The following is a 20546-nucleotide window of genomic DNA, read 5'->3' as shown; positions in this document are numbered from 1 at the left end:
AAGTTCGGATGATGAGCCATAAATGAAAATATTGTTGTTAACTCAATGGTTTGATCCAGAGCCTACCTTTAAAGGGTTGTTGTTTGCTCAAGCGCTTCGGAATGAAGGGAATGAAGTTGAGGTTCTTACTGGTTTTCCTAATTACCCGGGAGGGAAAGTATATGAAGGGTATAAAATTTCTTTGTATCAAAGAGAAGTTATTGATGGAATAACTGTGCACAGAGTTCCACTCTATCCTAGTCATGGTGATTCAGCAATTAAGCGAATATTTAACTATGCCTCTTTTGCTGCGAGTTCTACTATTCTAGGATTGTTAAAAACCCGAGGAGTAGATATAATTTATAGTTATCACCCGCCTTTGACGACGAGCTTAGCAGCAGTTCTTCTTGGAATGTTTAAGCGAGTTCCATTTGTTGTAGATATCCAAGATTTATGGCCTGATACATTAAGTGCAACAGGAATGGTCAATAATAAGAAGGTGCTTAGAGTTGTAGACCGATTGTGTTCTTTTGTATATAGGAATGCCGCCAAAATAGTTGTTCTTTCTCCTGGCTTTAAAAATCGGTTGATTGAAAAAGGAGTTTCTGAGAATAAAGTGGAAGTTATATACAACTGGTGCGATGAGGAAGTATTTCTAAAGCCTTCTTTTTGCGATATTAAGTTGCCTGATAATGGTAATCTTAATGTAGTATTTGCTGGAAACTTAGGCTTCGCACAAGGGCTATCATCCATTGTTGGGGCTGCTAAGGAGTTAGAGGTACGTAATGTCCCTGTCAATATAGTATTCGTTGGTGATGGTGTCTCTAAATTGTCGGCAATTGATTTAGTCGAAGACGATTGTTTAGAGAATGTTTTTTTTCTCCCACGAGTGCCAATGAATCAGGTTGGTAATATCTTGAATTCAGCTGACGTTTTATTGGTGCATCTGACCGATAATGACTTGTTTTCTATTACTATTCCTTCTAAGACCCAGGCTTATTTAGCTGTGGGGAAACCGATCGTTATGGCGGTTAACGGTGATGCTTCTGACTTGATACTGGCTGCAAAAGCAGGGATTGTTAGCGAGGCTAATTGCTCTAAATCTCTCGCCGATGCGGTAGAAAAAATGACGCTTTTAAGTTCTTCAGAGCGAAATGTAATGGCTTTAAATGCTCGAGAGTTTTACAAAAAACAATTATCTTTAGCACATGGAGTAAAGAAGTTTATGAAATTATTTAATGAGGTTACTCATAAATGAAAAGGCTGTTTGACATTTTAATTTCAATTTTAACATTATCTCTATTGTTTCCTTTTATTATTTTGACTGCTTTTTTTGTAAAAATAAAATTGGGGTCTCCAGTATTATATCGTCAGCGTAGACCTGGATTGGGTGGAAAATCGTTTGAGATGGTTAAATTTCGCTCAATGCGAGATGCGTGTGACGCTGAAGGAAACATTTTGCCCGATAACGAGAGGTTGACTTCGTTTGGTAAGAAGTTGAGAAGTTCGAGTTTAGATGAGCTTCCTGGCCTATGGAATGTTCTTAAAGGGGAAATGAGCCTTGTTGGCCCCCGTCCTTTATTAGTTGAATATTTGCCATTGTATAACGATAGACAAGCTCGTAGGCATGATGTTCGACCAGGAATTACTGGGTGGGCTCAAGTGAATGGACGTAATGCACTGAGCTGGGAAGAGAAATTTGAGTTTGATATTTGGTATGTGGAAAATCAAAGCATTATGTTAGACGTCAAAATATTATTATTAACTATAAAAAAAGTTTTCGTTAAGGAAGGCATTTCTGCGTCAGGTGAAGCTACTATGCCTAGATTCAAAGGTTCTGCAAAATGAAAAAGCTAATAGTTATTGGTGGTGGTGGATTTGCAAAGGAGATTGTCTGGTTAGCTAGGGATTGTGGGTATGAGGTTGTCGGTGTTTTAGATGATAATGTTCAGGCTCATTCTGAATTAGTTGCAAATGCAAAAATCATCGGGGTTGTTGACGACTGGAAAAAATATACTGATGTAGAGTTTGTTATCGCAATAGGTTCTCCTAGGACGAGAAAAACGGTATACGAAAAAATCACCCAGTCTGGCAAACCTCGTTTTGCCAAATTGATTCACCCTACTGCTATTGTATCTCCATTTGTTAATATCGGTGAAGGTACTATTATTTGTGCTGGTTGCATCGTTACGGTTGACGTAGTAATAGGGGCGCATTGTATTTTCAATTTAAATGTTACTATTGGCCATGATTGTGCAATTAGTAACTTCACTACGATAGCTCCTATGGTTGCTGTGTCTGGAAACGTGACAATGGGGCTCTGTGTTGAAGTTGGTACAGGGGCTTCGATTAGGCAGGGGCTTACCTTAGGCAGTGGGTCTATGCTTGGAATGGGAGCTGTTCTTACTAAAAGTATTTCAGAATGTGTTATTTTTGCAGGTAATCCCGCTAGACGATTAAAGGAGCATTTAGCATTATGAAAGTAGTTGTTATTGGTAGCGGGACTATGGGCACGGGTATAGCTCAGGCCTTAGTTGTTAGTGACTCTGTGAGTCAATTGGTGGTGATTGCGCGAGAACAAGAGCGTTTGGATAGCGTTATGTCAGCATGCAGCAGGCATATAAAGCGATATGTCAAAGTAAACTCTTTGGTAACGCCTTTAGAATGTTTTACAGATAAGCTCAAATTTAGTACATCTTTTCAAGCTGTTGAAGATGCAGATATCGTGATTGAGGCTGTGGCTGAAATTACTGAGGTTAAAAAAAGAATTTTTGAGTCTATACGACCATTTGTTCAACCTTCTACTATTGTCGCTTCAAATACTTCATCCCTTTCAATAACTGAATTTGCAAATTTATTGGATTGTCCTGAAAACCTGGTAGGAATGCATTTTTTTAACCCCGCGCCGATTATGGAGTTAGTCGAAATTGTTCGAGGACTTTTAACTTCAGAAGAAACTGTTAAAGCTGTAAGTGAATTTGCAGAGCAGCTTGGTAAAAAACCTGTGCTGGTTAACGAAGCTCCTGGATTCGTTGTTAATAGAATGCTGATTCCAATGATAAATGAAGCTATCAGTATCCTCGCAGAAGGAGTTGCTACGGCTGAAGACATTGATAAGGCTATGAAGTTCGGTGCACATCACCCTATGGGGCCTTTAGCATTGGCTGATTTAATTGGTAATGATGTAAATCTGTCTATAATGGAGACTCTTCATAGTGAAACAGGGGATCCTAAATATAGAGCACACCCTCTTTTAAGAAAGATGGTGCGGGCAAATCTTTTAGGCCGTAAAACTAAGAAAGGTTTTTTTGAGTATTAAATATGTTAAATACTTCTTTTTCATCATGGCCCTTTTTTACACAAGAAGAAGCCGATTCTGTAAGTCGAGTTATTTTGTCTAATAAGGTTAATTATTGGACTGGAACTGAAGGTCGCGAGTTCGAGGAAGAGTTTTCTGCTTGGGCTGGCTGTGAATATGCTATAGCTTTAGGTAACGGCACATTAGCATTAGATGTAGCGCTAAAAGCTTTAAATGTCGGTGAAGGCGACGAAGTTATAACTACGCCTCGTACTTTCTTAGCATCTGCTTCATCTATTGTGACTGCTGGTGCATCACCGGTTTTTGCTGATGTAGATCTTAATAGTCAAGCTATTACTGCAGAATCAATCGAGGCCGTGTTAACAGAAAAAACCAAAGCTGTTATTGTGGTGCATCTTGCTGGTATGCCAGCAGAAATGGATGCAATTATGGCATTATCCGTAAAGCATGGTTTTTATGTGATTGAGGATTGCGCACAAGCTCATGGTGCCAAATATAGAGGGCGTAGTGTTGGAACTATTGGTCACATTGGTGCTTGGTCTTTCTGTCAAGATAAGATAATGACCACAGGCGGTGAAGGTGGCATGGTAACAACCAATGACAAAGCGCTATGGTCTGCAATGTGGTCTTATAAAGATCATGGCAAAAGTTTTGATGCTATTTATAACCGTGAGCATCCACCAGGGTTTCGTTGGTTACATGAAAGCTTCGGTACTAATTGGCGTATGACAGAAATGCAAGCTGCAATTGGTCGCATTCAATTGGCACGTATGCCTGATTGGACCGCTAAACGTCAAGCCAATGGTAAAGCGATTGATGAAGCGGTAGCCGATCTTAGTGTTGTTCGAACTGTGCTAGTGCCTGATTATATTGAACATGCAGAATATAAGCATTATATGTTTGTAAAGCCTGAGAAGTTAGCGGAAGGTTGGTCGAGAGATCGTGTCGTGGATGAAATAACAGCTCTCGGTGTACCTGCTTTTCATGGAAGTTGCTCAGAGGTGTATTTAGAAAAAGCTTTTGATGACACTCCGTGGCGTCCTGAACAGCGGTTAAAAAATGCGGTTGAGCTAGGGGAAACAAGTTTAATGTTCTTGGTTCATCCAACATTGACTAAAGCTGAGATAGATAAAACATGTGAAGTAGTTCGTAGCGTTTTATTGTCTGCACAAAAGCAGCACTAATATAGCCATCTGATGATGGTTTACTAGCTAAGCGCTTGATCTGATTGTGGTTGATCATATTATCAATATAACAGGCACAGTAAAAAACTGTCTCACTGCTATTGTGATGATTAATCGCAAAGTGATGGGTATTGGCTCTGTATCATGGTTTTTATCGCGTGAGTGTTAGCATGGTGCTTTAATGTTCATTGATTAAAGTATCGTGTGCTAAACTAGTACTCCTTAGTTTTCTGTAATCTAGCTGTGTTGTAAGATGTCATTCACTATGAACTTTATTGATTTGGAGCGAAAAATGGATTTTTTGCAAAGCTTGTTTGGTTTGAAACGTGCTCATAAGCGTCTCGTTAGTTTATCAGTAGACGCTGTTTTTCTCTGTTTAGCATTTTGGACTGCATTATTGGTTCGCATCGACGATGTGGTTGTGTTAGCAAATACTCACTATTGGTTGTTGCTTTTCATTGTCGTGCCACTGAGCTTAGTTGTATTTGCTAAGTTAGGTTTATACCGCGCAGTTTTACGTTATATGGGATTACAGGCCTTAACGGCAATTGGCGTTGGAGTGATGTTTTCGACTGTGTCATTAGTACTTTTTGCGTATTATATTGATGCGCAGTTGCCTCGGACAGTGCCAGTGATCTATGCAGCATTTTCACTGGTGTTTATTGGTGGTTCAAGGGCGATTGTCCGCTCAATGGTTGGTTCTGGTATGAAGCGTGTAGGAGAGCCTGTAATCATATATGGTGCGGGTGTCAGTGGTAGACAATTACTCTCTTCACTTGCTCAAAGTCATGAATATTATCCGTTCGCCTTCGTTGATGATGATAAAACACTTCATGGTACTGTCATTCAAGGTGTTCATGTTCACTCTCCTTCGATTATGCGCAAGCTTATACAACAAAAGACGGCTACTAAAATATTGTTGGCCATACCTAGTGCACCTCGTTCTCGTCGCCAGGCGATTTTAACGCAGTTAGAACCTCTTGCTGTGCAGATTCTTACTCTGCCCGCCATGGCTGATTTAGTGAATGGCACTAAGCTTTATAGTGACATTAAAGAAGTTGATATAGACGATTTGCTGGGGCGAGATTCTGTTACGCCACGAGGGGACCTATTATCTGCAAATATTCGAAATAAAGTCGTGATGGTCACTGGTGCGGGTGGCTCTATTGGTTCAGAGCTTTGTCGGCAGATTTTAAAGCAGACACCTAAAAAGTTGGTTTTGTTTGAATTGTCAGAGTTTGGCTTGTACTCCATTGAGCGAGAGCTCTCGGCGACGGCAAAAGAGCTCGGATTAGGCGTTGAGATATTCCCTATGATGGGCTCCGTTCAACGAGAGAATCGCGTTCAAGCTGTGATGGAGGCGTTTGAAGTCCAAACGGTTTACCATGCTGCGGCATATAAGCATGTGCCACTGGTTGAACACAATGTAGTGGAAGGTGTGCGTAACAACATTTTTGGTACACTTTATACGGCTCGTGCTGCCATAGCGGCCAAGGTGGAAACCTTTGTGCTAGTGAGTACTGACAAAGCAGTAAGGCCCACCAATGTAATGGGCACAACCAAGCGTATGGCAGAGTTAATCTTGCAGGCACTGTCTGCTAAGGAAGACCATCTTACTCGTTTTTGTATGGTTCGGTTCGGTAACGTACTGGGTTCATCGGGTTCTGTTGTGCCTCTATTTCGTAAGCAAATCGCTAATGGTGGACCTGTAACTGTCACACACCCTGAAATAACCCGTTTCTTTATGACCATTCCAGAGGCCTCACAGCTCGTTATTCAAGCGGGTGCAATGGGTAAAGGCGGTGATGTGTTTGTTCTGGACATGGGCAAGTCGGTAAAAATTGTCGATTTAGCGTCTAAGATGATCCGTTTAAGCGGATTTGAAGTTAAAGATGACACTCATCCTGACGGCGACATTGCGATTGAGTTTAGTGGATTACGTCCAGGCGAAAAACTCTATGAAGAGCTTTTGATTGGTGATGATGTAACGGGTACTGAACATGAGCGTATTATGACTGCTAATGAAGTCTGCTTAACTTGGAGCGAACTTGAGGCTATTTTAGACCGCTTAGATAAAGCTTGTCATAACTTCCAACATGAAGTGATTAGGGATATTTTGCTTACAACTCCAACTGGTTTTAATCCGACTGATGGTATTTGTGATCTAGTTTGGATGCAGCGTAATCAAAGCAATCAAGATAATACGATAGTTGATGACAAAGTTGTTCCTTTCGTGTCTTAAACGATTAGTATAATGTCTGATTTTAATTTCTGATTTTTTAGTTAAAACCTATTAAGGCCAATTCTTAGAATTGGCTTTTTTGTTTACATGGAAATTTAATATGTCTAGAAAATATTTTGGCACTGATGGTGTGCGTGGCAAAGTGGGTGACTTTCCAATTACGCCAGATTTTGCGATGAAACTTGGCTGGGCTGCAGGGACGGTATTGGCGTCCACGGGCACCAAAGAGGTGTTGATTGGCAAAGACACTCGCATTAGTGGTTATATGCTTGAATCTGCTATAGAGGCAGGTCTTTCTGCAGCAGGCATTAACGTCGCGTTAGTTGGTCCAATGCCTACTCCTGCCGTTGCTTACTTAGCATCGACATTTCGCGCCGATGCCGGTGTGGTGATTAGCGCTTCTCATAATCCTTTTTATGATAATGGCATAAAGTTCTTCTCTAACTCTGGCACTAAGCTTAATGATGAGCAAGAGCTTGAAATTGAAGCTCTGCTTGATAAAGCGATTAGTCACAATGCAATGCAATGTGTCACATCAGAACATTTAGGCAAAGTGCGCAGAATAAATGATGCCGCAGGACGCTATATTGAGTTTTGCAAAGGGACCTTTGCGAATGATTTGAGTTTGGCTGGGCTAAAAATTGTCGTCGATAGTGCTAATGGTGCGGCCTACCATATTGCGCCTAATGTCTACAGAGAGCTTGGCGCTGAAGTCATTAGCATCAACGACAAGCCTAATGGCCTTAACATCAATGAACATTGTGGTGCTACTAGTCTTGATAGCTTGCAGACAGCGGTTATGGTGCATGAAGCTGATTTAGGTATTGCACTGGACGGCGATGCCGACCGCGTGATGTTTGTTGATCATAAGGGGCATGTGGTTGATGGCGATCAGATCTTATACATCCTCGCTCAAGCCGCTAAAAAAGAGGGTACCTTAAACGGTGGCGTTGTTGGCACCTTAATGTCCAATCTTGGTTTAGAACTGGCATTAAAAGCATTGGATATTCCTTTTATCCGTGCAAAAGTCGGCGATCGTTACGTAGTCGAGCAGCTTAAAGCGACAGGATGGAAGCTCGGTGGTGAAGGTTCTGGCCACATATTAGATCTGAACTATGCGTCAACCGGTGATGGCATTGTTGCCTCACTCTTGGTTCTGCAGGCTGTATTGAAATCGCAAACGACATTAGCCGATGTCGCGTCAGGAATGAGTAAACTACCCCAGGTGCTTATTAATGTTCGTTTAACTGAAAATAACGCCGATGAAATCATTGCATCTGACAGTGTTAAAAAGGCTGTAGTCGCCGCCGAGCAAGTATTAGCTGATAATGGCCGAGTGTTACTGCGTAAATCGGGCACAGAACCATTAATCCGCGTTATGGTTGAATCGACTGATCTGTCAATGACTCAAGCACAAGCAGAGTTCATTGCTCAAGCAGTAAGGAAAGCTTGATTATTCACTGTTTAAATTTTTGCGCATGAGGCTTCTTTTGTTTGATTAAGCACAATCTGTTTCGATTTACAAACAAAGCCCGCTGTTAAAAAATTAACAGCGGGCTTTGCCGTTTTTTGCTTCAGGATTACTAGGTAGTTTAGTCATCCGATCTCAAAGGAAGGGCTAGAAACAACATGTTTTTAACGTCTTAAGCGGTTAACATGTAACACTCATAAATTTGACTGATCATTGTTGAGTAGTTTTAGTAATAATGGAGACAGCTTTTTGTCTTTTGTATCAATAGCTTTCTTATTTTTTTTGCCTTTAGTATTTATAAGTTATTACCTTTTACCTACTAAATATCGCTGGGCTTTGATGCTGTGTGTGAGCTATTCATTCTACGCCTATTGGGATTGGCGATATGTCCCATTGCTGTTTATCTCTTCATTGATTGACTATCTTTGTGCGTTAAAGATGGCGAGTCAGGGCAAGAAAACGAGTCGGCGTCCGTTTCTGTATTTGAGCCTGTTTGTTAATCTGGGTATTTTGTTTAGCTTTAAGTATTGGAACTTCTTTGGAAGTAACCTACAGGCTCTTTTAAATGTGGAGGTTGGGCTTCATCATCTACTTCTACCACTAGGTTTGTCATTTTATACGCTGCAAACCCTAAGCTATACCTTTGATGTTTATTTGGACAAAATAAAAGCTGAAAGACACTTGGGTTATTTTTGTCTATATGTTAGTTTTTTCCCTCAGCTAGTCGCAGGTCCTATAGAACGCTCTCGTTCATTGCTTCCGCAATTGAAGGCCTTAGCTTTACCTACCCTATACCAATTCCGATATGGGTTATTGCTCATTGCTTGGGGCTTTTTTGTCAAATTAGTTATTGCTGATAATCTTACCGCTAGCATCAATTCAGTGTATTTTAGTGATCAACGTTTTTCATTTTGGCTCTATTGGATTACCGGGGCTTTAGTGACACTAAAAATCTATTGCGATTTTATGGCGTATTCTGAAATAGCTAGGGGAGTGGCACTGCTATTTGGAGTAAAACTAACCATTAATTTTAGAAGGCCTCTTTTGGCTACCAATCTGCGTTCTTTTTGGCAGCGTTGGCATATTAGTTTGACACGTTGGATTGGTGACTATATTCAGATACCTCTGCTGCGACGCTTTCCGACCGAGCCGAGCAGGTCTTTTGTTACTATTGTAACGCTTGTTATTATTGGCCTTTGGCATGGCGCTAGCTGGAATTTCATTTTGTTCGGGCTGTTTCATGGGATTGCTATGGTGTTATGGTTTCCGGTTGCGAAAGGGTTTAAGGTGGTTTTGGGGAGGGAGGCAAATTCATTTCATATTGCTTCTAGGCTGTCGCTAGCGATTGTTTTGATGTTCAGTGCACCGATGTTTTACATTCATGATAGTTCAATACTGTACAGTGCAATCAGTAATATGCTTAGTTTTGGTGATGATAATGACCTTCTTGATAGCATGGATATAGAGGGAAAGCTTATGCTAGTGAAGGCATTTTTGGGCACTGTGGTATTGTTATGTGTCAGTTTTTACGATGAGTTTAAAGGTCATAATTGTATCCAAGAGGTGGCTATAGCATCATCTTTAAAACGTTGGGGCCTAACGCTTCTTGTACTTTTAAATATATTACTTTTTGGAAACTTCGTTAGTGAACCATTCATCTATTTTGAATTCTAAATATTTACTTCGCTTTTTGACTATATCGCTAATAGTTTTACTTTTGTTGTTAGTGATTATGAATGTGTTTGTGAGCTATTTTAAGGATGAAAAACAAACTAAGCTTTCACTATTTGAGGGAAATAGAGACGGATTTTCAGCATTAGCGCTAGGTACATCCCACAGTATTGGCTTTCATTTTCCGTCATTAGGTGTCGATGGCATTAATTTTCATGATGGAGGAGGTGACATTGAGGAGGCCTTCTTCAAGGCTGATATACTAATGGAACAAGCTGGATATATAGACACAGTATTCTTGGCGGTTTCACCGGGTAGTTTACATATGTCACAGCGTTATATCAGTGATGATTGGAGAATACGACAGGATTTTATTTTAAAAAATCTACCCATGTCATATAGATTGTTTTTTTCGCGACCAATCGCTACTTTCCAACATTTACCTTTAACTACTTTTCCAATCTACGAATTTCGTAAGTCTATTAAAGACTTCCTAGGGTATAAAAAGGCAGGGGCTCCTGTTGATATCGTTAGTTCATGCTTTACAATTGGGAGTTTTCATCTGGCTGACAGCGAGTTTTTGCTTGGTGATTATAGAGTGAATACCATAAAACCTCATTGTATTGCTGAGTATGCAAAGTCTACCGTAAAACGTCATAGTGAATATGTTGACGCAACAATACTCGCGAACTCGAATGTGCCTCAGTTGAATGTAAAAAGATTAGTTAAACTTGCTAGTATGCTTAAAGAAAGAGACGGTCGGCTTGTTCTAGTTGTTCCGCCATTTACCCGTGAGTATTACGAAGATGCAATAATACAGAAGTGGGTACCGGAACATAACGCTTTGTTAGCAGAGTTGGCTAAGCAGACTAATATCGAAGTTTATGATTTTCATGATTTCTTTTATGAGCAAATGGCAGATGGCAGTAATGATTTTTTTTACGACGATGACCATTTAGCGTTGCCTGGAGCCATAGAATTCAGCAAAGCATTAAAAAAAGCAATGGATGACAGAGCTCTTAGCAAAGCGCAAAGCAAGTTGATTTCTAATTAGAGGGTGATGCAAAGCTAAAATGGTAATCCGCTGAAAAAATACGCTTAAAATACAAAAAACGCTCAATATTGAGCGTTTTTTGTCGGAAAATTATACAGGCTAATTTTTTGTTTGTTGCAATTGTTCCAGCGAGCTCTCTAATTGTTCTATTTTAGCATTTTGCGATTCGACTTTATCCATGAGTGCTTTAATGGCGGCTAAGGATATGCCTGACGTATCGGTTGGCGAGATATGTTTATTATCGACACCTACATTAAAGGTTTCAAAAAACTCCTCAGCCATTGGGCCTATATGGGTGACTTTACCAGCGTCTTTAATGTATGACCAAGAATAGATATCTAGATTGGCAATGAGCTGTAGAATGCTCTCACCATTGATTAGATTGATATTATTTTTGGTGGCTCGGCTTGAGCCTGGGCTAATAGTGCCTTGAGCGGTAATATCTCCTCCTACCCATAAGTTTCCTGTCTGCTCTATGTTGCCATTCGGTAGTAAGTGCCAAGCGTATTTACCACCTTGTGATGCGGCATCTACACCATGGTTCATGTATATGTCACCAGTTTTATACAAAGCGTAGCCAATTAAGGGATTATCTTTGTTTAGTAAGGTCATAGCATTACCATAGACATCTGCCATACCTAACTCCCATTGATCGGCAACAGCATCGTTCTCATTAAATAGGATTTTAGGGTCATTAACTTTTCTGATAGTTGCTTGACCATCTGTTAGCAATAAATCACCAGATTCAATATCGAGTGCAGCATCTGGTGTTGCATCACCCAAGCCTATATCCCCATCTGTATCGATATAAAGAGAATTTGTCGGCGCACCAGGCCTTATTTTAAAAGGTAGTTTAGAGCCGTTAGTTGCATCTCTAACAAAAAAGTTTGTCTCGTTGCCCGCTACATCCCATGTTTGAGGAGTGAAGCCTGAACTGCCATCTTGCTCTAAGCGCATGGTTGGCGTGTTGCCCTCCTTGACATGCACATTCACAACAGGTGCATTCGTCCCTAATCCAATCCTGCCGCCATCATCTACGTAGAGAGAATGGCTAGGGGCGCCAGCCTCTAGAGTAAAAGGTGTTCTCCCGCCATCTATATCATCAATAGAGAACTTATTTGCACCGCCATTTGAGCTATCGTTGGCCGTGATTTGCCAGTCATTGCTAGGAAAGCTTGCCGAATTACTGGTATCTTGGAATTTAATTCTAAGGTTATTCTCTTTAAGGCGAATAGTATCAAAGCCAAAAGACTCTCCATTGACACAGTCTTGCCCGATACAAGCGCTGCCATCAATAATCACATCATCTAAGTGGACAACGTCTGCATAAAGGTTTGCAGAGAGCGCTAATGGCAATACTGCTATCGCGAGTGTGAGTTTATTTTTCATTATTTGGTCCCTGCTACTCTTTATGTTCAATAAGGGGTGAATGTTGTACGGCCTCAACTTGCTGTAAGCTCGTTTCAAGCTCTATTTCAGATACCTCTTCGGTAACAAACTCGTTGTCTCGTACGTTGAAATAACCCGACGATGTTTCAATAAGGCCTGTGTTGCGTGCGGCGCCTTGACGCCCAGTTTTGGCATCGCTGATATATTCAACTTTTCCGTGCTGAATATACTGTATTTGATAATTGTAATTGCCTGATGCTTGAATATTTAGCGTATCGATATCTATCTGAGTGTCGTCACTGCTTAATGTGTAAGAAGTATTAAAGCCATTCGGCCCAGAAATTGTGATGGTGGCTTCATCGAATTTTCGACCCGCTTCAATATCTAGGGTTGATCCGCTCGCGACGATAACGGCTGCAAAGCTCAGTGAGGGCGCTGTACAGATCCCCAACAGCGTGGTTAAAAAAAGTTTTTTTGCAGTTTTCATTCAAAAACCTAGTTTTTTATCATTGGCTTAATTTTAACCTAGTGGCAACAATTAGCAAACAATAGCTTTTTTTGTTTTACTGGTTTGACCTGCTGGCTTGTTTGGTTCAAATTTTGAGTGATGACATTGTTTTAACAATGTGTTGCAACTGGTCTTGTTGATTAAATTCCTTTTTAAACATTGGTTTGTAGTAATTATTTTTTATTGTGCACACTCTGGCTTGTTGTTTGATTTCATAAATTAGGCGTAATTAAACAAGCGCACTTTAGTTTTTTGCTGTTACTATTATGTTTACTTGGTGTAAAGGTTATGCGTTGCGCGCTAATGTTTGATGGCAATAGACCTTTTTATAATAATAGGGATAAAGGATTCGCTATGGCTGCGATTGTCGAGATATTTCATCATCGTCCGTTTACTGTTCAATTTCACTCATTACTTTTGGCACTGTTAACGACCTTTGGTGTGGTTGCTGCTGAAAATGATCTGTCGTTAAGCGGAGCGTTGAGTAGTTCTACAGTTGCGGTGGGTAATACCAGTACGTTGACTTATACGCTGTCTAATTCCTCTTCAACAGAGTCTGCTGCGAATATTGATTTTGTGATTAACTTGCCAATAGGTGTCGTTGTCGCTGCGCAAACCAATGAGCTAATGACTTGTACTACTGGGGGGTATTCCTTAGTAGCTGGGGGGGCAACGATTACTGCGACGGGTTACCAGCTTGGCCAGTCGCAAAGTTGTAAACTGCGCTTTAACGTTACAGCTAGTGGTTCAGGACCCCAGAATATTACCTCAACAGGGCTGACATCGAGCATAGGTAATGGTTTAGATAGCTCAACAACGTTGAATGCCAGTTCCACAAATGTTTCTGCCGTATTGTCATTCTCCCCAGCATCGGTCTCAGTTGGTAATATCAGTACACTTAACCTTGCATTATCTAACCCCGATGGCGAGAGTTTTGCCTATGGCTTTAGCGGCAAAGTGAATTTGCCAACGGGATTAACGATTGCGCCAGTGGCAAACTTCACCACTGACTGCGGCGATTACATGACACTGACAGAAACGTCTGGGGCCAGTAGCGTAACGTTATCTTCAATAAGCTTTAATAACTCACTTTATGCCTTTCTAGATACGGGACCGACCACTTGTAATGTGTCTGTTGATGTTATTGCTGATATTGCAGGTGAGCTAGAAACGTATACGAATGGTATGGTTTATCAAAACTTCGCTAACAGTATTGGTCAAGCGAGCGGTTTATTGTCGGTGCAGCGTCAGTTTGTCAATATGGCGCTAGACCCATTAACGGTATTGCCTGGGCAAACGGCAAACCTTAATGTCAGCCTTACTAACTTTGATCGCAGCAATAATGCAACCAATATCAGCTTTACAGATGATCTTGATGCTGCGCTAGCGGGCTTGGTTGCAACGGGGCTTCCCTTAACCGATGTTTGTGGAGCAGGGTCATCGATCACAGGGACCAGTGTATTAAGTTTAAACAGTGGGGTACTTGGGGCTGGCGATAGCTGTTCATTTAGTGTGCCTGTTACCATTCCTTTAGGCGCCGCGCTGGGAACTTATTCCAATACCGTTACTAGCATATCATCATCTTTAAATGGCGCTTATGCAGATGTGACTAACACCTTTAATGTGTCAAATGCTCCGACATTAAGTTTGACGGTTGTCGAAACCGGTTTAACGGCTGGTGACGCGATGACGCTAAGGTACACATTAACAAATGTAGATGCAGCCAATGCGATAACGGATTTAAGTGTTAGTACACTAGTCGGTGATGCTTCTGTAGCTGCTATTACTACCTTACCTGGCAGCAATTTTTGTAACGGTTCTGGCAGTAGCGCAACATCAGTGAGCTCTGATTTATTCTCTATTGATCTCTCTTCTTTAGCCTTGGCGGCTGGAGCATCTTGTACCTTTGATGCGCAATTACAACTCAATGCTGGCTTGAACTCTGGTAGTTATAGTTTTACCGCTAAACAGATCGTCTCAACAATCAATGGCGATAGTGTTTCGAGTCAAAACCCTTCGGCGAGTGCAACGATAACGGTAGATGCAGCGCCAAGTCTCAGTTTTGCATTTAGAGACGATGTGATGCTACCTGGTACTGCCGGATTCATCGACTTTGAGTTATTGCATCATGCCAACTCGTCTGCAGATGCAACAGCCACTGGTTTTTCTGTCGATTTAGAGGCTGGGTTAACCGGGTTAGTAGCAACGAGTTTACCTATTACAGATGCCTGTGGCGTTGGTTCAACTGTGACAGGTACTTCAGTTGTGACGTTGAGTGGGGCCACCGTTAACTTAGGTGAGTCGTGCACTTTCTCTGTGCCAGTGCAGCTGCCCTTGGGTACAGTTGGCAGTAACTTTAACTTTAGCAGTAGTGATGTAACGGCAACAGTTAATGGTAATGCAGTGACTAAGTCTGGGGGGGCCGCTTCGCTTGCTATTAGTGGGTTAACATTTACTAAGAGCTTTGGCGATGATTCTATTCTTGTAGGATCTGGCGGAACATCGGTCAGTTTAACCTATTTACTGACCAATGAAGCAGGAGCTGGCGATGCTACTGCGGGGTTCTTTACAGATAGCTTCAGTGGTTTTATTTCTGGAACAACCATAACATCTCTTGACCAAACAGGATTCTGCGGCGCAGGCTCCTCGACTACTGGCACTGGGGGCAATGTTTTAGTGGCAAGTGGCATAGAGTTGGCTAACGGTCAGCAATGTACACTTACAGTCACTCTTAATATTCCTAGTAGTGTTTCTCCAGGTAACTACCATTCTAATTCAAGTGGTTTGTCTGCAACCGTGGGCGGTATTGGTGCGACGATTAACCCCGCTGTTGCAAGGTTAGCAATCAATGAACTAACGGTTGTGACAAGTGTCGATGTGTCTAGCCCTACGTCTGAAACGACGATCAATATGTCAATTGAGTTTTCTGATGTTGTGACGGGTTTTAATCAATCTCTTATTAATGTCGTTAATGGCACCTTAGCTAATTTTGCCGGATCAGGGGCGAGTTACGCTGTTGAAGTGACACCATCGGCGGATGGGGATGTGACGATTCAAATCGCTGCAGGAGTTGTCGTCAGTGCTTCAGATGCAACGGTTAGTAATAAGGCAGCTACAGATATCGTGGTTAATTACCAAACGGTTCCTTTAGTGCCTACTCCGAGTTTATCTATTAGTGGGCCATCTTCATCTTTGGTGAGTAGCGGACCTGTCACCTACACAGTGAATTACGTGGATGTTGAACAAGTTGATTTGACTGACGCAAAAGTCGTGTTGAATAAGACGGGGTCAGCCAATGCAGATATTACGGTTATTGATGGTGATTTAAGTACAGCGATAATAAGTCTAGATAACCTTGTTGGCGATGGCTCACTTGGTGTGAGCATTGTTGTGGGCACCGCACGCTATAGCACTAATTTAGCGCCCGCGGCCGGACCATCAAGCGTTTTTGTGGTTGATACTCACCAGCCAACGACGACACTGACTACGGCAGCAGTCAACCAAACTGGTGACTTCACGTTAAACATTGCGTTTGAAGAGAATGTGACGGGCTTTGAAATAGGCGATATCGCTGTTACCAATGCAACGCTGTCAGATTTTCAATCGAGTGATGCGAAAAATTACTCCGTATTAGTTAGCGCGTCAGGCGAAACCTCTATATCGCTAAGTGTGCCTGATGGCGCGGCAGCAGATAGCGCTGGTAATGCTAACAGTGTATCCAATTTATTAAGTATTACCTATGATGATGTTGCGCCAAGTGTCAGTATTAGTGGTCCCACAGGTACTGTCATCGCAGGCTTCACTGCAACTATCGATTTCACTGAAGTCGTTACGGGTTTTGATATCGGCGATATTCAAGCCACTAATGCAACCTTGTCAGGATTTACTAATGTCGATGGCAAGCAGTTTACCGTTGCAGTTACACCACTCGCTCAAGCAAGTGTTGTTTTGGCCATTGATGCCAATGTTGCTATGGATGCGCTAACCAACAACAATACAGCGGCCAACAGTTATTCAGTCATTTATGATTTTAATGACGCACCAACCATCAGTGGTGTACCTGCTACATCGGTTAATGAAGATAGCCCTTATAGCTTTTTGCCTGCGGCGAACGATGCTGACTTGGGGGATTCGTTAAGCTTTACTATTGTCAATAAGCCGATATGGGCCAGTTTCGATTCAGCGACGGGTCTACTGTCGGGTGTCCCGACAAATGATCATGTGGGTGCTACAGCTGACATCATTATAACGGTTTCTGATGGTGCATTATCATCGAGTCTTAGCACATTTAGCCTCACGGTAGTTAATACCAACGACGCGCCAACTATTAGTGGTATGCCAGCGACCTCTGTTAACGAAGATAGCGCGTATAGCTTCACGCCAACGGCTGCCGATGTCGATAGTGGCGATAGCTTAAGCTTTGTGATCAGTAATATGCCTACATGGGCAAGCTTTAACGGCGCTACGGGGCAGTTGATTGGTACACCGACTAATGACGATGTCGGCATTACCTCAGGGATCGTTATTGGTGTTAGTGATGGTACGGTAACCACCAATTTGGCCGCATTTGGTTTGACGGTTATAAACACCAATGATGCGCCAACCATTAGTGGAGCACCTGCAACCTCTGTTAACGAAGATAGCGCGTATAGCTTCACGCCAACGGCTGCCGATGTCGACAGTGGTGATAATTTGAGTTTTGTGATAGCCAATAAGCCAACATGGGCAAGCTTTAACAGTGCCACCGGGCAACTGAGCGGTACGCCCACTAATGATGATGTCGGCAGTACCTCAGGCATTGTTATCGGTGTTAATGATGGCACGCTAACCACCAATTTGGCCGCATTTAGCCTAACGGTGGTAAACACTAACGACGCGCCGACCATTAGTGGAACCCCAGCAACCTCGGTCAATGAAGACAGCGCGTATAGCTTCACGCCAACGGCTGCCGATGTCGATAGTGGCGATAGCTTAAGCTTTGTGATCAGTAATATGCCTACATGGGCAAGCTTTAACGGCGCTACGGGGCAGTTGATTGGTACACCAACTAATGACGATGTCGGCATTACCTCAGGCATTGTTATTGGTGTTAGTGATGGTACGGTAACCACTAATTTGACAGCGTTTGCTATTACAGTCGTTAATAGCAATGACGCTCCGGTTATTGGCGGTACACCAAATGTCTCTGTTGATGAGGATACGCTATATAGTTTTACCCCGACAGTGACTGAAGATGATTCAACGGATACATTGAGCTTTATTATTGCAAACAAGCCGGCGTGGGCGCAGTTTAGTGTGACTGACGGGACGCTCACTGGTACACCAACCAATGACGATGTTGGTGTTACTACCAATGTCTTGATTTCTGTTTCAGACGGTACGATTCAGGTTGACTTACCCGCGTTCGATATTGAAGTGGTTAATGTTAACGACGCACCGATATTTGAATCAGAACCTATTATTGCAGCCAGTGTACTCGCGCCATATCAATACGATGTAATGGTCTCTGATGTTGATGTGGGTGACTCCCTGAACGTTTCACTTGTTTCCGCGCCAGAGTGGTTATCGCTTAATAGTGCTAACCAATTGGTTGGCACGCCTCCAGTGGAAGCTGCTGATACGAGTGAACTAGTTGAGCTTAGCGTGACTGATAGCATTGTCGATACGCCTGTACTGCAAAGCTTTACCATTGACATTTCGCAGCCGACGGATACAGAGCTTGATGTAAATATCTACTTCTCTCCAGCGCCGGCTACGGTTGGCCAAAGTGTTAACTTGGTCGTTGATCTGGCCAACCAGGGTTATACCGCTGCTAAAGGGGTTAAATACCACATTACTCTAGGGAGTGAACTCTCGTTAAATAATTTGCCGACTGAATGCAGTGACCTAGGTGCAGGTGTTATCGATTGTCTCTTTGCTGAAGATCTTGCTATTGATGCGAAGTTGACTCGGATTGTTGATCTAACTGTTGATAATGTGGATACCGGTTTTTGCTCCGCAACCTTGACGGTCAGTGGTGATAATCTTAATGGTGCGGTATTCGACGACAGTGCGAGTATCTTATTAGCGAATACCTTGTCGATCTTACCTGGAAAAGTATTAACTAGCGTGCCAGCTAATCTTGGTTATGCGGTTGATATGAATGGCGATATGTTTAGCGACTTGCTTATCTATTTGCCTAATGAGATGGCAGTTCAGGTGATGTTAAATGATGGTTTTGGTCAACTCATTGCTGATGTAAAAGTTGCAGTTGAGCAAGGTGTCACCGCGTTAACAGCCACTGACATTAATCTTGATGGTGCGGTCGATATTATTACGACGGGTGGTTCTGCTCAGGGGAATCGCGCATATCTGCTTGATAGTGAGTTTGCGCTAATAAATGCAGAAGCATTAGATGATGTGCAGGCTGATATTATTTTGATTGCCGATTTAGATTTAGATGGTAATCCTGAGGTGGCGTTAGCGGGTATTTACCAACCTCAAGTCGCTATCTACTCTGGGGTAGGTACAGGGGCGACGAGTGTCACTTTGCTCCCAATACCAACTACCTTGCCTTCATTAAGTGCAGCAAAAGGCATGAACAAGGTCGATGAGGTAACCAAAGCTCCATTGGAGATGGCTACAGGTGTTACCGCGTTGACGGCTATCAGTGGTAATGGCGTCACACAGTTGTTAGTGGGTGTGGATAACCAAGCCCCCGTGCTGTTGACGTTAGAAGACAGTGTTTGGGTGGCAAAAAATGTTCCAGCGCTTACTCAACATGTTCAGCAGATAATTAGCAGCGATGTTAATGATGATGGTCATATCGATCTATTGACTCTTGAGGATGATGGTTGGCACCTAATCATTAATGCCTTAACCGGTGAGTTTGTTGAGAGTAAGGTGGTATTCCCGCAAGCGGAAAATATCATTGTAACGGACTTAGAGGCTGATGGGGTTGCAGAAATCTTGCTGGTCATGCCTCATGGTGTCAGTATTTGGCATTACTACGATGTCGATGATATTCGACCTGATGAATATGTTATCGACACTAAGGCGCTTGGCACAGTCGCTCTTGTTGATTTTAATAACGATGGTTTGCTCGATATCGTTACATTTGATAATCAAGATGGTGTTGCTGTTTGGTATGTGAGCGCTGGCGGTGGAGTAGGGCCACAAGATGTCGATTTATCGCTATTTTCTAGCGGACCTAGTTTCCCTAAGTATGGTGAACCGACGTCGATGGTTTGGTCTGTCTTTAACCGAGGCGACGCAACGGCTACCGAGGTGGTTTATAGCGTGACGCTTGATTCTGCCTTGTTGCCGACTCAATTACCTGGTAATTGCTCGTTGGACGCACTCGTGGTGAGCTGTCGCCTAGGTGAATTAGCAGTGGGAGAGACTGCTGAAGTCATGCTTTGGGTTATTCCGGAAAAAGCACATGAGTTCACACTGTCTGGCATGGTGACCAGTTCAGAGCACGATACCGATGATAGTAACAATCATCGTGATGTGAGTTTTACGGTGCTCGCGCCTAACGCTCCAGAGAGTGATGCGGGTAGTGTGCCATTATGGGCTGTGTTACTGCTGTTACTTTGCGCGCTAGCTAGCGTCAATAGACCTCGCGGTAGCCATTTATAATAGGCTTATTTAATAATAAAAAATAATAGATGCTAGGCTAGCATCTTTTGCATTGTTTCCTGGGCGCTAAGTTGATTATTTTGTACTTAGCGCCTCAGTTTTAGGGATG

General features: G+C 42.5%; 12 protein-coding genes. 10 read left to right on the top strand and 2 right to left on the bottom strand.

The window, feature by feature from the left end; genetic code table 11:
- The first annotated feature begins 22 nt into the window (after nucleotides 1-22).
- From BEL05_RS07040 to BEL05_RS07000, 9 genes are all read left to right on the top strand, one after another.
- Nucleotides 23-1237, top strand: coding sequence for a glycosyltransferase family 4 protein (locus BEL05_RS07040; RefSeq protein ID WP_069670727.1), 1215 nt, complete (start codon nucleotides 23-25; stop codon nucleotides 1235-1237).
- Entirely contained in the window at nucleotides 1234-1827 is a 594-nt protein-coding gene (locus tag BEL05_RS07035; RefSeq protein ID WP_069670726.1) for a sugar transferase, read from the top strand. Before BEL05_RS07040 ends, BEL05_RS07035 begins: the two co-directional genes overlap by 4 nt.
- The gene (locus BEL05_RS07030) at nucleotides 1824-2459 is read left to right on the top strand and encodes an acetyltransferase (protein WP_069670725.1); all 636 of its coding nucleotides are present in this window, start codon (nucleotides 1824-1826) and stop codon (nucleotides 2457-2459) included. The genes BEL05_RS07035 and BEL05_RS07030 overlap by 4 nt, the downstream gene beginning before the upstream one ends.
- Nucleotides 2456-3298 (top strand): 3-hydroxyacyl-CoA dehydrogenase NAD-binding domain-containing protein, encoded by an 843-nt coding sequence (locus BEL05_RS07025; protein ID WP_069670724.1) that lies wholly within the window; start codon nucleotides 2456-2458, stop codon nucleotides 3296-3298. Before BEL05_RS07030 ends, BEL05_RS07025 begins: the two co-directional genes overlap by 4 nt.
- A gap of 2 nt (nucleotides 3299-3300) precedes the next feature.
- Complete coding sequence (locus BEL05_RS07020; RefSeq protein ID WP_069670723.1) at nucleotides 3301-4482, top strand: DegT/DnrJ/EryC1/StrS family aminotransferase; 1182 nt, start codon at nucleotides 3301-3303, stop codon at nucleotides 4480-4482.
- Between the two features lie 292 nt (nucleotides 4483-4774).
- Complete coding sequence (locus BEL05_RS07015) at nucleotides 4775-6724, top strand: nucleoside-diphosphate sugar epimerase/dehydratase (RefSeq protein WP_069670722.1); 1950 nt, start codon at nucleotides 4775-4777, stop codon at nucleotides 6722-6724.
- A gap of 100 nt (nucleotides 6725-6824) precedes the next feature.
- Nucleotides 6825-8177 carry a phosphoglucosamine mutase gene (gene glmM, locus BEL05_RS07010; protein WP_069670721.1) on the top strand — a complete coding sequence of 451 codons (1353 nt, stop codon included), beginning with the start codon at nucleotides 6825-6827 and terminating at the stop codon, nucleotides 8175-8177.
- 267 nt (nucleotides 8178-8444) lie between these two features.
- A complete protein-coding gene (locus BEL05_RS07005; RefSeq protein WP_083250317.1) occupies nucleotides 8445-9869 on the top strand; it encodes an MBOAT family O-acyltransferase in 1425 nt (474 codons plus the stop codon).
- Nucleotides 9841-10920: an SGNH/GDSL hydrolase family protein gene (locus tag BEL05_RS07000; RefSeq protein ID WP_139151841.1), complete on the top strand. Its 1080-nt coding sequence runs from the start codon at nucleotides 9841-9843 to the stop codon at nucleotides 10918-10920. The genes BEL05_RS07005 and BEL05_RS07000 overlap by 29 nt, the downstream gene beginning before the upstream one ends.
- A gap of 99 nt (nucleotides 10921-11019) precedes the next feature.
- On the opposite strand, the gene BEL05_RS06995 is transcribed toward BEL05_RS07000, so the two are convergent.
- Both BEL05_RS06995 and BEL05_RS06990 read right to left on the bottom strand, forming a co-directional pair.
- A complete protein-coding gene (locus tag BEL05_RS06995; protein WP_069670718.1) occupies nucleotides 11020-12309 on the bottom strand; it encodes a tail fiber domain-containing protein in 1290 nt (429 codons plus the stop codon).
- A 13-nt stretch (nucleotides 12310-12322) separates the two neighbouring features.
- On the bottom strand, nucleotides 12323-12796 hold the full coding sequence (locus BEL05_RS06990) for a hypothetical protein (protein ID WP_069670717.1): 474 nt from the start codon (nucleotides 12794-12796) through the stop codon (nucleotides 12323-12325).
- Nucleotides 12797-13171: 375 nt separating this feature from the next.
- On the opposite strand from BEL05_RS06990, the gene BEL05_RS06985 reads away from it, so the two are divergent.
- The gene (locus BEL05_RS06985) at nucleotides 13172-20437 is read left to right on the top strand and encodes a DUF7933 domain-containing protein (protein WP_069670716.1); all 7266 of its coding nucleotides are present in this window, start codon (nucleotides 13172-13174) and stop codon (nucleotides 20435-20437) included.
- Nucleotides 20438-20546 lie beyond the last annotated feature (109 nt).

The sequence above is a fragment of the Shewanella colwelliana genome (assembly GCF_001735525.1).
Classification (GTDB): domain Bacteria; phylum Pseudomonadota; class Gammaproteobacteria; order Enterobacterales; family Shewanellaceae; genus Shewanella; species Shewanella colwelliana.
The sequence above is the reverse complement of the archived record's forward strand: the minus strand, read 5'-3'. Positions and strand labels throughout refer to the sequence as shown.

Bases quoted from the DNA above. Each gene is read 5' to 3' on its own strand.
- glmM (WP_069670721.1), top strand. From the start codon at position 6,825: ATGTCTAGAAAATATTTTGGCACTGATGGTGTGCGTGGCAAAGTGGGT.
- BEL05_RS07035 (WP_069670726.1), top strand. From the start codon at position 1,234: ATGAAAAGGCTGTTTGACATTTTAATTTCAATTTTAACATTATCTCTA.
- BEL05_RS06990 (WP_069670717.1), bottom strand. From the start codon at position 12,796: ATGAAAACTGCAAAAAAACTTTTTTTAACCACGCTGTTGGGGATCTGT.
- BEL05_RS07015 (WP_069670722.1), top strand. From the start codon at position 4,775: ATGGATTTTTTGCAAAGCTTGTTTGGTTTGAAACGTGCTCATAAGCGT.
- BEL05_RS07025 (WP_069670724.1), top strand. From the start codon at position 2,456: ATGAAAGTAGTTGTTATTGGTAGCGGGACTATGGGCACGGGTATAGCT.
- BEL05_RS07030 (WP_069670725.1), top strand. From the start codon at position 1,824: ATGAAAAAGCTAATAGTTATTGGTGGTGGTGGATTTGCAAAGGAGATT.
- BEL05_RS07040 (WP_069670727.1), top strand. From the start codon at position 23: ATGAAAATATTGTTGTTAACTCAATGGTTTGATCCAGAGCCTACCTTT.
- BEL05_RS06985 (WP_069670716.1), top strand. From the start codon at position 13,172: ATGGCTGCGATTGTCGAGATATTTCATCATCGTCCGTTTACTGTTCAA.
- BEL05_RS06995 (WP_069670718.1), bottom strand. From the start codon at position 12,309: ATGAAAAATAAACTCACACTCGCGATAGCAGTATTGCCATTAGCGCTC.
- BEL05_RS07020 (WP_069670723.1), top strand. From the start codon at position 3,301: ATGTTAAATACTTCTTTTTCATCATGGCCCTTTTTTACACAAGAAGAA.